The 12,386-nt window shown below is 68.2% G+C and carries 15 protein-coding genes; 5 read left to right on the forward strand and 10 right to left on the reverse strand.

Annotated features, from left to right (window positions below; genetic code table 11):
• Positions 1-4: 4 nt before the first annotated feature.
• From AB5G72_RS16755 to AB5G72_RS16770, 4 genes are all read left to right on the forward strand, one after another.
• Positions 5-193, forward strand: a complete 189-nt coding sequence (locus AB5G72_RS16755) for a hypothetical protein (protein WP_440220469.1) — start codon at positions 5-7, stop codon at positions 191-193.
• A gap of 179 nt (positions 194-372) precedes the next feature.
• Complete coding sequence (locus tag AB5G72_RS16760) at positions 373-1,698, forward strand: lipase family protein (protein ID WP_440220470.1); 1,326 nt, start codon at positions 373-375, stop codon at positions 1,696-1,698.
• Between the two features lie 165 nt (positions 1,699-1,863).
• Positions 1,864-2,343: a MarR family winged helix-turn-helix transcriptional regulator gene (locus AB5G72_RS16765; protein ID WP_440220471.1), complete on the forward strand. Its 480-nt coding sequence runs from the start codon at positions 1,864-1,866 to the stop codon at positions 2,341-2,343.
• Positions 2,340-3,743, forward strand: a complete 1,404-nt coding sequence (locus tag AB5G72_RS16770) for an MFS transporter (protein WP_440220472.1) — start codon at positions 2,340-2,342, stop codon at positions 3,741-3,743. Before AB5G72_RS16765 ends, AB5G72_RS16770 begins: the two co-directional genes overlap by 4 nt.
• Before the next feature lie 75 nt (positions 3,744-3,818).
• On the opposite strand, the gene AB5G72_RS16775 is transcribed toward AB5G72_RS16770, so the two are convergent.
• Both AB5G72_RS16775 and AB5G72_RS16780 read right to left on the reverse strand, forming a co-directional pair.
• Positions 3,819-4,184: a DUF1330 domain-containing protein gene (locus AB5G72_RS16775; RefSeq protein WP_440220473.1), complete on the reverse strand. Its 366-nt coding sequence runs from the start codon at positions 4,182-4,184 to the stop codon at positions 3,819-3,821.
• Positions 4,185-4,233: 49 nt separating this feature from the next.
• Positions 4,234-4,971, reverse strand: coding sequence for a mycothiol-dependent nitroreductase Rv2466c family protein (locus AB5G72_RS16780; protein ID WP_440220474.1), 738 nt, complete (start codon positions 4,969-4,971; stop codon positions 4,234-4,236).
• Between the two features lie 91 nt (positions 4,972-5,062).
• On the opposite strand from AB5G72_RS16780, the gene AB5G72_RS16785 reads away from it, so the two are divergent.
• The gene (locus tag AB5G72_RS16785; protein ID WP_440220475.1) at positions 5,063-5,782 is read left to right on the forward strand and encodes a haloacid dehalogenase type II; all 720 of its coding nucleotides are present in this window, start codon (positions 5,063-5,065) and stop codon (positions 5,780-5,782) included.
• A gap of 241 nt (positions 5,783-6,023) precedes the next feature.
• Here the strand turns inward: AB5G72_RS16785 and AB5G72_RS16790 are convergent, their stop codons facing one another.
• From AB5G72_RS16790 to AB5G72_RS16825, 8 genes are all read right to left on the reverse strand, one after another.
• Positions 6,024-6,626: a cadmium resistance transporter gene (locus AB5G72_RS16790; protein WP_106385994.1), complete on the reverse strand. Its 603-nt coding sequence runs from the start codon at positions 6,624-6,626 to the stop codon at positions 6,024-6,026.
• Positions 6,623-6,982: a Cd(II)/Pb(II)-sensing metalloregulatory transcriptional regulator CmtR gene (gene cmtR, locus AB5G72_RS16795; RefSeq protein ID WP_440220476.1), complete on the reverse strand. Its 360-nt coding sequence runs from the start codon at positions 6,980-6,982 to the stop codon at positions 6,623-6,625. Before cmtR ends, AB5G72_RS16790 begins: the two co-directional genes overlap by 4 nt.
• 51 nt (positions 6,983-7,033) lie before the next feature.
• Positions 7,034-7,900: a hypothetical protein gene (locus AB5G72_RS16800; RefSeq protein WP_440220477.1), complete on the reverse strand. Its 867-nt coding sequence runs from the start codon at positions 7,898-7,900 to the stop codon at positions 7,034-7,036.
• A gap of 128 nt (positions 7,901-8,028) precedes the next feature.
• Positions 8,029-8,484: an N-acetyltransferase family protein gene (locus AB5G72_RS16805; RefSeq protein ID WP_440221520.1), complete on the reverse strand. Its 456-nt coding sequence runs from the start codon at positions 8,482-8,484 to the stop codon at positions 8,029-8,031.
• Between the two features lie 351 nt (positions 8,485-8,835).
• Positions 8,836-9,714 (reverse strand): HTTM domain-containing protein, encoded by an 879-nt coding sequence (locus AB5G72_RS16810; protein ID WP_440220478.1) that lies wholly within the window; start codon positions 9,712-9,714, stop codon positions 8,836-8,838.
• Positions 9,708-10,097 carry a hypothetical protein gene (locus AB5G72_RS16815; protein ID WP_440220479.1) on the reverse strand — a complete coding sequence of 130 codons (390 nt, stop codon included), beginning with the start codon at positions 10,095-10,097 and terminating at the stop codon, positions 9,708-9,710. Before AB5G72_RS16815 ends, AB5G72_RS16810 begins: the two co-directional genes overlap by 7 nt.
• Positions 10,094-11,446, reverse strand: a complete 1,353-nt coding sequence (locus AB5G72_RS16820; protein WP_440220480.1) for an alpha/beta hydrolase domain-containing protein — start codon at positions 11,444-11,446, stop codon at positions 10,094-10,096. Before AB5G72_RS16820 ends, AB5G72_RS16815 begins: the two co-directional genes overlap by 4 nt.
• Positions 11,447-11,496: 50 nt before the next feature.
• Complete coding sequence (locus AB5G72_RS16825) at positions 11,497-12,252, reverse strand: hypothetical protein (RefSeq protein WP_440220481.1); 756 nt, start codon at positions 12,250-12,252, stop codon at positions 11,497-11,499.
• Positions 12,253-12,386 lie beyond the last annotated feature (134 nt).

A 12,386-nucleotide genomic window follows, 5' to 3' on the forward strand; every position in this document is an offset into this window, starting at 1 on the left:
CGTCGTGACCCAGGCCCGGACACCGTTCGGGGACCGCGCCCTGCCCACTCCCCGGGACGAGATCAGCGCCCGCCTCCTGGTGGGCGGCCAGGGAGAACTCATCACCGCCTGGCTCCAGGCCGAGACCAGCGCGAGCATCGACGACGTCGTCGACGAGGCGACCCGGTGGTTCACCGTGGGCATGCACGCCTGACAGTCGACGCGATTCTCGCCGCCACCCGGCAGCGCGGACTGGCCGCACCGACGTGCCGCCCTGATGGGCGACGCACGACCGGAGTGCCCGTCGCGCACAGCATTCACTTAGACTCTGCTCGACTTCGTGATCCAGAACACAAACAGTCCGGGGGGACCGTGCCACTTCGTCGAACCGCGATGCGCGCAGCCGCATTCGCCGCCACCATCGCCACCGCAGTCGCCGGAGGGGCCCTGGTCGCCCCCGCCGCAGGCGCCCAGGGGTCGTCCAACGACCCGGCACCCACCTTCTACCAGCCGCCGACGGACCTGCCCGCCGCCTCCGGCGAGCTCATCAAGACCGAACCGTTCCCGCTGGCCGGAGCGATCCCACCGATCCCCGGCGCCGAGCCGATCTCCGACGGCGCGGGGCCGCTGTCCACGGACGCGCAGCGCATCATGTACACCTCCGTCGGGTCGCGCGGTGAGGCGATCGCGGTCACCGGCGCCTACCTGCAGCCGCGCGCACCGTGGACCGGGCCCGGGTCGCGTCCGCTGGCCGTCGTCGCGCCGGGCACTCAGGGCCAGGCCGACCACTGCGCACCGTCCAAGACGTTCCAGAACCTCGCCACCGTCCGCACCGACCCGCCGGGCGTCGGGTTCGGGTACGAACTCATCCAGGCCTACGCCCTGCTCGCCCGCGGGTACGCCGTGGCGATGACCGACTACGAGGGCCTCGGCACGCCGGGCCTGCACTCGTACATCAATCGCGCGTCCCAGGCGCGTGCCGTGCTCGACCTCGCGCGCGTCGCGGCGTCGGTGCCGGGCGCCGACATCGCCCCAGACGCCCGCACGGTCTTCACCGGTTACTCCCAGGGCGGCGGCGCCGTCGCCGCGGCCGCCGAACTGCACCCGCAGTACGCGCCGGAGGTCAACCTCGTCGGCACCGCCGCGGGCTCGCCCCCGGCCGACCTGCTGGCCACCCTCGAGCAGGTCGACGGCACCGCGATCGCCGGCGTGATCGGCTACTCCCTCAACAGCCTGCTCGACGCCTACCCGGAGATGGGTCCGCTGATCGACCCGTACTTCAACGACCGGGGCCGGGCCATGCTCGCCACCACCGCCGACCAGTGCATCGGCGAGACCGCGGTCCAGTTCTTCCAGCAGCGCACCACCGCCTACACGGTCTCGGGCCGGCCGGCCGGCGACATCGTGCGCTCCGAGCCGATACTCACGGGATTCCTCGAGCGTCAGCGGATCGGCCGGCTCGCGCCCACCACACCCGTGCGCGTCCTCTCACCCGTGAACGACGACGTCGTCCCCGGCCACCAGTCCCAGCAGCTCGGTCGCGACTGGTGCGCGCAGGGCGTCACCGTGGAGATGGTCATCGACCCGATGCCTGCCGTCGCGCCCGGCCTGGTGATCGGTCACGCCGCACCCATGCTCACCGGCCTGGAGGGCAACCTGCGGTACCTCGACGACCGCGTCAACGGCGTCCCGGCGCCGAGCAACTGCGGGACGTACTGAGGCCGGCTGCTCCGGGGGCCCGGCCCGCCGGGCCCGGCGTCGACAAGACGGTTCCGCACACATTCGCCGAGAGGCAGGTGTGCGGAACGCCCTTGTCGATGCGCTCTACCGCCCACCCCACCCTTACGCAAGCAGATTGCGCAATCTGGTTGTAGACTCGCCGGAGTGACACCCACCGACCAGCCCGCCGGGCAACCCGCAGACCCGACCGCTACCCCGTCGCCCGACATCGCCGCCCTGGCCGACGACCTCCGCCACGCGCTGCGCCCCCTGTGGCGACGGTTCAACTCCCACCGGACGTTGTCGATGGGCAAGGTCGGGATCCTGTCCCACCTGGAGCAGCGCGGACCCCTGGCCGCGACCGACCTGGCGGGCCTCGAGCGGATCAGCCACCAGGCGGTCGCCAACGCCGTCCGCGAACTACAGAATCTCGGACTCGTCTCCCGCAGCCCGGACCCCGCCGACGGCCGACGCACCCTCGTCACCATCACCGCAGACGGGCGCGAACAGCTCCGCACCGAGCGCGCCGCGGGCCAGGACTGGCTGGCCCACGCGATCGGCGACCACCTCGATGACGCCGAGCGCGACCGACTCGCGGCCGCGGTCCCCCTGCTCCGCCGCCTCGACTCCGAGGACCCCCGATGACCCCTCACCGGCGCCCGGCGCCCCGCTGGTTCGTCCAAGCCCTCGTCTACGCCGCCCTGACCAGCTCGATCGTCAGTTCCCTCGGCATGCTGCTGGTGCCGTCGGTCTCCGCGGAGTTCGGCATCCCCGTGAGCACGGCGCAGTGGATGCTCACGGCCAACCTGCTCGTCGGCGCGGTCGCGACCCCGATCATGGGCCGCCTGGCCGACGGCCCCCATACCCGGAAACTGCTCCTGACCAGCCTCGGCGTGATCTTCCTCGGCTCCATCATCGCCACCGTCGCGCCGAACTTCACCGTCTTCCTCATCGGCCGGGCGCTGCAGGGACTGCTCTACGGCACAGTGCCCATCACCATCGCCCTGGCCCGCCGGCACCTCACCTACACCGAATCGCAGCCCACCATCTCGACCCTCTCGGTCACGGTGTCGGTGGGGATGGGACTGGGTTACCCGCTCACCGGCATCCTCGCGGCGACGTTCGACCTGCGGGCGGCGTTCGCCTTCGCGGCGCTGTTCGTGGCCACCGCGGCGTTCGGCGTCTGGCGCTTCATCCCCGCGGGCCCCGATCCGCTCGCGCCCCGCACGCCGTTCGACATCGGCGGGGCCCTGCTGTTGGGCGGCGGTCTGGCCGCGCTGCTGCTGTGGATCTCCGAGGGGCAGACCTGGGGCTGGGGGTCCGCGACGGCGCTTGTCGTCCTCGTGGTCGCGCTGAACACTCTGCTCTTCTGGATCGTGCACAGCATCCGTACCCTGCATCCCCTGGTCAACCTCCGCGTGGTCCGCCGGCCGGAGGTCCTGCTGGCCAACGCCACCGCGATCGGCCTGGGCACCGCGATGTACATCGGGTTGTCCATCGCGAGCCTCGTGGCGCAGGCACCCGCCGACACCGGCTTCGGCCTGGCGGTGCCGCTGATGTGGGCGGGCTTCATGATGGCGCCGCTGTCGGCGGGCAGTCTCGTGGCCAACCGCACGGTCCGTGCCCTGTCCCGCCGCTACGACATGGCGGTCTTCCTCCCCGTCGGCGCGGCCGTGATGACCGTGGCGTCGGTGCTGTTGTGGTTGCGGCACGGTGACTTCTGGACGCTGGCGATCGGCATGTTCCTGTTCGGCGCCGGGATCGGCTCGGGCTACGCCGCGATGCCCGCGCTCATCGCCCGCAGCGTGGCGGTGGACCAGCTCGGCAGCGCGGTGAGCTTCAACCAGGTGCTGCGCACGGTCGGTGGTGCGGTCGGCGCGGCCCTGTCGGCCGCCGTCCTCGCCGCGCACCCCTCCGACTCCGCGTACTCGACCGACCAGGGCATCACCATGGCGTTCGGCGTGGGTGTGATCTGCTGCGCGACGGTGATGCTCGCGTTGGTGCTCCATGCCGTCACAGGTCGACGACGACGAGCCCGTCAGTAGCCCCGGCGTCCCGCATTCTGCACGCGATCGCACTCGGGCATGGGCGTCGGATTCGACGTGCCTACGGGGTCGGAGTCACGCCCAGGGGGTCGTGGCCTGGAGCACCGCTTCCTGCAACGCGCTGGTACGCAGTGCCGTGACGGTCTGGTACTCGGGGTCGGCGACCATCTCGCTGAACGCGGCGCGGCTGGGGTATCGGACCAGCAGAACGGCATCCCAGTCCTGGCCGGTCTCGGCGACCAGAGCTGTGGAACCGTCACCGGCGTAGAGAACCTCGGCGCCGTAGCGGGGAAGGAACGTCTCGTTCAGCGCCGCGGCATACTTCGCGTAGTCCTCACGCCCGCCATCGGCGAACCGGAGCAGGTTCAGCATCACGACCGGGCCGCCGGGGTCGTCGGCGAGGTAGCACTTGAGGTCTCTTCCGCGGGGATCGATAGCCATCAGGCGAGTATCGCCGCCAGTCCCGCCACGGTGGCGCGAACGGCCATCCTCACTTCTTCTGCCGACGGCTTCCGCCGTGCCAGTCCTCTTGTGTGCCGACCGTGTCTGCGTCGACTCCGAACGCGGCCAGCTGCGGCTTCTCGCGCAGGCTGCGCTTGAGTTCGGCGAATCCCGGGAAGCGGGCGAGCCCCACCACGTGGTCCCAGAGCTCGGCTGCCGAGTCCTCGTCTGGCAGCCGGCTGATCACGGGCCCGAAGAACGCGACGCCGGTCGGCGGCTCGAAGTGGATGATGGGCGTGCCCACGTCCTTGCCCGTCAGCGAGAGCGCCTCGTCGGTCTCCCGGCGGATCTCGGCGTCCCACGACTCGTCGTCGACGGCGTCCGCCAGTTCGATCGGCAGGCCAGCGTCGGCGAGGACCAACCCGGCGAACTCGCTCGTCCCGCGCCGCTCACGCTCTTCGCCTTCGCTGCGGTCGTCGCCGGCGTCCGGAGCGGTGTCGAAGATGCGCGCCCCGAAGGCGGCGTACAACGGTGCCATCGCCTCCCGGCCGTGCTCGGCTCGCGCACGGGCCGCCACTCTCAGGAGTCGCAGCCCGGCGGTGTGGCCGGCTTCGTACTCGGGCGGGAAGTGCGCGTCGTAGTCGACCTCGGCGTTGATCAGGCGCAGTGAGATGAACCGCCAGTCGACGGCGTAGTCGCGCTGCGCCTGCACCTGGCGCACCCATTTGCTGGTCATCCAGGCGAAGGGGCAGACCGGGTCGAAGTAGAAGTTGATGTCGGCGTCCATGCGCCCACCCTAGCCATCGAACTCGACGTCCCCGCCGCGTAGCCCGCTGGCGCATAGCATGGTGCACACCCGGTGACCAGGAGGTCTCTACGTGACCGACACACCCGACCATCGCGAAGAGAACCTGGGCGGCGGGCTTGGGCTCCGCCGCCCGCAAGTGATCGTGTTCGACGTCAACGAGACCCTGTCCGACACCACGGCGATGTCGGCCCGGTTCTCCGACGTCGGGGCACCCGGCTCGATGTATCCCCTGTGGTTCGCCGATCTCCTGCGCGACGGCTTCGCCCTCACCGCCGCAGGCGCCGCTCGCCCGTTCGCTGACATCGGCACCGGGCTCCTGCAGGTCATGCTGTCGGGGGTGAAGCTCAACCGGCCTCTCGACGAGGCGATCGAGCACATCATGAGCGGGTTCGTCGGACTCGACCCCCATCCCGATGTCGCCGACGGCGTCACGGCGTTGACGGAGCTGGGGATCCGGTTGGTCACCCTCAGCAACGGTTCGACACAGGTCGCCGAGCAGCTGCTCACGTCATCCGGTGTACGACGCGACTTCGACATGCTGCTGTCAGTCGACTCCGCCGGCGCGTGGAAACCAGCCGCCCCCGCTTACGAGTTCGCACTCGAACAGTGCGCCGTCGCCCCCTGGGACGCCATGCTCGTGGCGGTCCATCCCTGGGACATCGACGGCGCCCACCGAATCGGCATGGCAACGGCGTGGATCAACCGGGCCAACGGCACGTACCCGGCGCATTTCGCCAGCCCGGACCTCGAGGTCACGGACATCACGCAGTTGGCCCTCCGCCTCAGGTGAGGGCGAGTGACCGACAACGATGAGCACCTCCTCCCCGCCGCCACCCGAACGGTCCAGCAACGTCCCGATCCGCTCAGCCATCGAAAGGCCCTTCCGCCCGGAATCTGTATCAATAGATCTTAGACCCGACGGGAAGGAGTTTCATAAGTGCCGAACTACACCCTGTGACACAGCGGCGATTGTGGAGCTGACCTCTCAGTGGCGGTCTTCAGAGACCGCTCATTTGCGGCAGAGAAGAGCCTTATTGGAGCCCGAAGGCTCCGCCGCTGATCAGAATGAAGGCGCCTAAGCCGATCAGGACAATCGGGAACAGGATGTGTTCCCAGCGTTCCAGGACTTCGGCGATCGGCCGGCGCGTGGCGACGAACTTGGCCAGGCCCACCAGTCCTGCTACCAGCACTAGGAACACGATGCAATAGGCGATCACGGCTCCCGTGCCCACGTTGAGGAAGACGGGGACGTAGACGCCGATGTTATCTCCGCCGTTGGCGAAGGTGACGCCGGCGACGGTCCACACGGCGACGTTCTTGCCCTCGATTTTTGCGTCGTCGTCATCGTCATCGGTCCCTCGCCAGGACTGCCACGCGGCCCACAGTCCCAAGCTCAATGGGATCAGTCCGAAGTAGGGGATGGCCTCTGGGGGCAGGAATGCGCCCGCGCCCAGGGAGACGAGTACAGCGGCGCCGAGGATGCCGACGAACCCGAGATACTGGCCGGCCAGGATGCGGGCGGTGGTTCCACGTTGGCCTGCGCCGCGGGCGAAGAACAGTGAGAGGACGATGATGTCGTCGATGTTGGTGGCGATGAACAGGCCGATCGCCTGCAAGGCCGAGGTCAGGATCACGCGCCCGACCCCGTGTCACAACAACCCGGCGCTGAGCAGGCTGGGTCCAGGCAGGAGGCGTTCTCGTTGACGGCGAGGGTGACCTCGACCAGGGAGGCTAGTGACTGCGCCAGATGCGGATCTGCGATCTCATAGCGGGTCTGGCGGCCTTCGGGCACGGCGACCGCGATCCCGCAGTCGCGAAGGCACGCCAGATGGTTCGACACGTTCGAACGCGTCAGTCCCAAGTCCCGGGCCAGCTCCGCCGGGTAGGCCGGCCGCTCCAGCAACGTCAGCAGTATCCGGGACCGCGTCGGATCGGCCATCGCCCGCCCCAACCGATTCATCACATCCACACGAGAAGCAACAGTCAGCATATGTTGAACTATACAGTGATCGCTGAACTGTCGCGAAGGCGCCTTAAGAACCTATTGGTTCAGCCACGCGAACAAGTCGTCAAGCTTTGGTGGCGGTGCACCGGCTTCGACCTTCGCCATGGTTGTGATGATGTAGTCCTCGGTATGGAGACCGGCCGACTCGAGCGCCCGGCGGGCGCACCACCATGCGATCTCCCGCTGCTGGCCCTCCGAGAGTCGGATGAGACGAGCGATGAGGTCCGGATCCATCTCGTTGAGACTTACAGCGCCGTTGACGTGATACAGCTCAGCGGGCACTGAGTCCCACGGCGAGGTTCTCGGCAAAAATCCCCAGCTAGTTGACTCCGTGGCATCGGTCGAGGAATCGCTGGTGACCTCGGAATGAAAAGGAACCTGGTCGGGGGCCCCAACGCCAGGCTGATGCCACCGTTGCGGTGCCCGTACCCCACCCGTGTCGGTCCGCGCGGGCCACAGTCGCAGGCGCCACTCGTCGCCCGGGTCTGTCGAACTGGGCCACCCGTAGCCCACGAAACCTCGTCCGCTGACTTCGAGGATGTAGGTGTCCGGAGCTGCTGAGGCCGCTAGCTCGTCGTAGCCGGGCGAGCCGATGACCAGTGTGCCGGATTCCACCCGGAGAACATTCTCCGAAGTTTGCTCCCATCGATTTCGATCGTCATCGGGTCGAGCGGACCAGAACTCAATGGTCACCGACGTGTCGAAGTTGTTCTGGAGCGGGCTAAGGATGACCGCCATCCCATCCGCGCTGGAGCTGGGGGGAGATGCCTCCGCCAACGCGAACAGATCAGTGCCTTCCGGCGGGAGTGCCAAGGGATCGAATACCTCGAAGTGTCCGTGGTCGATCACGATCCTCCCCGCGCAGGAGTCGACAAGCTGCGGCAGCTGTTCTGGGATCGCCATCCCGCCATGATCGCGACCACCCGGGTGCATGTCGAGTGAAGACCGGGAACTTATGTCTCGTAAAACTGTAGGTTTTCGAGCCGTCTCTTCCGGGGCACGAGCGCATGACAATTCGACGTCAAGACTGACTATTCCTCAGTACTGCGTGGTTCTCGGAGTCGCAAGAGCATGGTTAAGGATCCGCTCGCAACATCAACTGGACGGAAGCCTGCGCGATCGTACAGACGACGGGCGTAGTTGTCCGATTCCACACTGAGGCTTATCGCTGCCAGCTTCTGCTCATGTGCGGCAGCAAGTAAGGCATCAAGCAGGTGGGACCCAATCCCTCGCCCTCGCCGTTCCCGGATGACGCCCATTGACAATTCAGGAATGTTGGCGCTCACAAAGCCGTAACCGGGATCGCTCTCGGGAAACAATCGCACCCAGGCGGCACCCACGGGCTGTGCCCCCTCCGAAGCGATGACTCCAAGGTCGCCTGACCGTGGCCAGCCTGCGACGTAATGCGCCAGCTGGGGATGGGCTAGCACCTCCGCGACGCTTCCGCTCGGACCGTCCGGTCGCCAGTACGCCGCCGCGACGAGCATCTCCGCCAGAAAGGGTGCATCGGAGGCTTGAACACGACGGATAGATACGGCCACAGATCGATCGTAGCTCCCGGTGGGCCGCCACAAACGAACAATCAGTCGTGGCCTCGCATACGAAGAGCGGACTCCAGACGGAGCAGAGCTTGCCCGTCGCGCGTTAGGAATTCACTCACTGTTTTCACGACATTGCCGATGCGAACAGCAGCCTGAAAGCAATCACAGAACGCCGCCACAGAGCGATGTGATTCACAGCGGCGATGGTTGGCGGCGTATCGTCCCGCACGGGTGTACCTCGTCGACACACGAACTTCCCGCCTCGGTTTCGGTCGACTGCCTCGCTGCGGGCCACGGCTAAGTCGGCGGCCTCGGCGAAGCGCCGGTCGTGCTCTGCGACGGGCTTATCGCCCTGGACGCCCCTCGGCCCACGTGTATCGGCCCGAACGCGACCCGGTGAGAATGGCCACCTATGTCGCGGCGCAGTCCAGGGGCCAGCCTCGCTCCTGCGGTCCTTTTGTCGCGTGTAGCCCCCTTGATGTGTGGGACGAACGCATCGATCTCATCCTGGAAGAACGGCAGGTAGAGGCACAGCATCACCCCGCCGTAGATCGACAGTTCCACGAACAGACTGAATCCATCGGTGACAAATACAACGAGTCCCAGATGGAAACAGAGGCCGCTGACCAGCGCGATCCAACGAGTGCGCGCACACCACAATCCGACTGCCAGGAAAGCCTCTATCACGATGGAGGCAATTGATACCGCCATGAGGAATGCCGGTGCTGGATCGACGCCGATGAAGGTCCGCCACACACCATGCTGGACCATGGACGCATACAGTTCCGAACCCGACAGGTAGGTCTCGTTGATCTTCGTGAGAGCGGCAAACGCATAGACGATGGTGAGCTGGAGTTTCAACAACTCGGGAACAGTGACACCCAGGACAAAGATCGCGCAGACGACGATCATCAAATAGGTGTGATGATTGTAGAAATCCAGTGCAGTGATGAACACGAGGAAACCGATCAGCATCGCCATCGCGGCTCGGCGGACGCCTCTCCCGAGGATGAAAAAGACTGCGGCGACCACCATGACCGCGCCCAACGGAAGTGCGACCGCAGCATGATCCGCAAGGCCGATCCCACCGTCTGTGGAGATCGACCCCCTCGCCGTCAACTGGAGAGTCTTGACCGCGGCGAGAACGCCGAAGGCAATGCGGAAGACGGTCAACACGGGTAGACCCTCTCGTGTCTCAACAAGCCGTCTTCCACCCCGGATCGAGCGACCGACATCAGGTCGGGATTCTGTGCGCACAGCATCCGGGGCACATCGTCGCTGTAGGCGATGGCCCGGGTGATCCGCGGCAGATCGTCGAGGCTGAGGTCCCGCTCCGAGCCGTCGGCGGCCGCTCCGGTGTACCCACCGGGGTCGATGGCGCTGAACATCTGCCAACTGAAGGGCAATTCGACTGTGGGCATCGACCCCTCACCGGACCAACGCGCCGCCAGCAGCAGCGCGGGCACCGTGATCTGGCTGACCACGAACACCGCCACGAGCAGCGTCTTCAGCCTGGCTGCAACGGAGAACCGGGGTTCCGCACTTGGCGACGCGCTCACCAGCTGATGCGCTCCGGGCGGGCGTCGGCGAGGATCTCCGCGCGATCGTCGGTCAGCAGGAAGCCCTCCGCGATGAGACGGTCGGTGGCCTCCTCATAGGCCCGCAGGTACTCGTCGCGGCCCGACCACCGCTGACGCAACTGCTCCTCGGGCACCTCCTCCGTGCGACCGAGGAGCATGCAGAACGGCGCGGACTGCGGGTACGGCGCACCGACCAATCTCTCCACCGGTGCCTCCACGGCCGGGGTCCGCACGCCACCCCGGCCGATGCCCAGATCGCCGGGGACCACCTCGTCGTCGTCGAGTTCGACCGGTGGCGCGCCAGGCGGTCGCGCCCCGCCGGCCACCCACGACACCAGGTGACGCAACGCGGCCCGCACCACGAACACCTGCTGCCCACTGTTGATCGCTCCCCCGCAGTCGACCAGGCCCGCCAGCTCGCCCAACTGGTAGGCGTCCGCGTGCGCCTGGCCGGCGATCTCCCAGGTGACGATGGCCTCCGAGTCGGGCTGGCGCGAGCGGGCCGAGTCGAGCAACCCACCGAGGTCGCCCTCGGCCTGGACCACGAACACGGGGGTGTCGAGGTCGTCGCGCAGGAGCATGGTGGACGAGCGGACGGCGGTGGCGATGCCGGCCGCGCAGCCCCGGTCGTCGAACGGCAACGCGCCGCCGCCACGGCTGTGCAGCAGGAAGCCGTCGAACACGCCGACCAGCGGGTGCACACCGTCGATGTAGGAGGTCAGCGCGATCGCCGACTGCGACTCCCCGATCGCGATCACCGTCTCCGGCGCCAGCCCGGCCAGCGGGCCGTCGTCGCGGGCGTCGCGACAGAAGCGGCCCACCTGGGTGACGATGTCGTACGAGTACGCGTCCCCCGGGTGGTGGAGATCGTCGTAGCGCTCGGCCCGCTGCGCCCGCAGGCCGACGGTCTGCCCGCCCATCCCCACGGCGGCGTCGCCGCCCTCGATGCCGATGAACTGCGCCGACACCCCGACCCACGCGTGGCCGGCGCGCACGATCTCGTCGGCGAGGTAGGTGTACTCCGGCGCGGCGTCCTGGCCGCCGCTGACGTTGAGCCACTCCACCAGCACCACGCCGCTGAACCGGGCGGCGTCGGGGCGGCGGACCAGGACGCGGGTGGCGAACGGCACCGAATCGGCCTGAGCCAGCTGGATGCGCCCGTCAGTGGGCAGCTCGCCGACCGAGTAGGACACCGCCTCACCGGCCACCGCCCACTCCGACTCCGTGAACCCCGCCGCCGCGAGGTCCGGGCCCGGGCGGGCGGCCATGGGCGGGGCGATCCGCCCCTCGGTGAGTGCGGTGAACGACGGCGTCCGGACTGGCTGCATGATCCCGATTCTCTCCCGACCGGAGCCCGATCCGGATCCCTTTCGCGTCTCTACCCGCCGTCCGTGGCCGCGTCGTCGCCCGGCGAGGTGGACGTGGGCACCTGGGTGGGCGTGGAGGACGCCGACGTGGTGGCGCTGGTCCGCGTGGTGCTCGCCGGCGATGACGTGGACTCCTCCGACGGCGACCCGGTCCGCGTACTCGTGCGAGTCGGGGAAGTCGCGGCCGGGGTCGGGGTCGTCGCGCGAGGCGCGGGCGTGGACGCGACCGTCGCCGCCCCCGTCGCCGCCGGGGCGCTCCGGTCCCGCGGCGTGCAGTCCCCCAGTTGCTTGCTCGCCATCCACGCGGGGGCGCCCAGGGCGATCGCCTCGTCCGGACACGTCCCCAGGTAGATCGACACGTCCCCGACCCTGCGCCACCTGCCGTCCGAATACGCGACCCAGTAGGGGTCGCCCGACACCGCGCTGGCCATGACCGCCCACCCGGACCCGCAGTCGATGATCCGCGCGCCGCTGTTCGGGTACAACAGGTCGGAATTGATGACCCCGGCGTCGCACTCCGGTCCCGACACCTCGAGCAGCCCGGTGATCTCCGGCGCGGAGGAGCGGGGCATGAGTCGCGACATGCGGGGCGATGAGGGCGAGGTCGCAGGGGAGGACGTCGTGGCGTCGGTGGCCACCGGTTCCGAGCGGTCGCCTCCGGGGCGGACCAGCGCCACCACGCCGAATGCCACCACGAGCACGGCGGCGAGCGCCGCGACGGCAGCGATCAGCGTTCTCGAGGCGGCGAACTTGGGCAGTCCGGTCATCGCGCGTCTCCTGCACGCTCGGAGCCACACATTGTGAGGTCGTCTTTACTATATAAACGACGTCAAGAGTGTCAACGGATTTCACCGGCCCCACCTGCGCGGCCGCTGCCTCGCAACCCCGAGAAAAGCCGGAC

This window comes from Dietzia sp. MNB45, assembly GCF_051994785.1.
Taxonomy (GTDB): domain Bacteria; phylum Actinomycetota; class Actinomycetes; order Mycobacteriales; family Mycobacteriaceae; genus Dietzia; species Dietzia kunjamensis.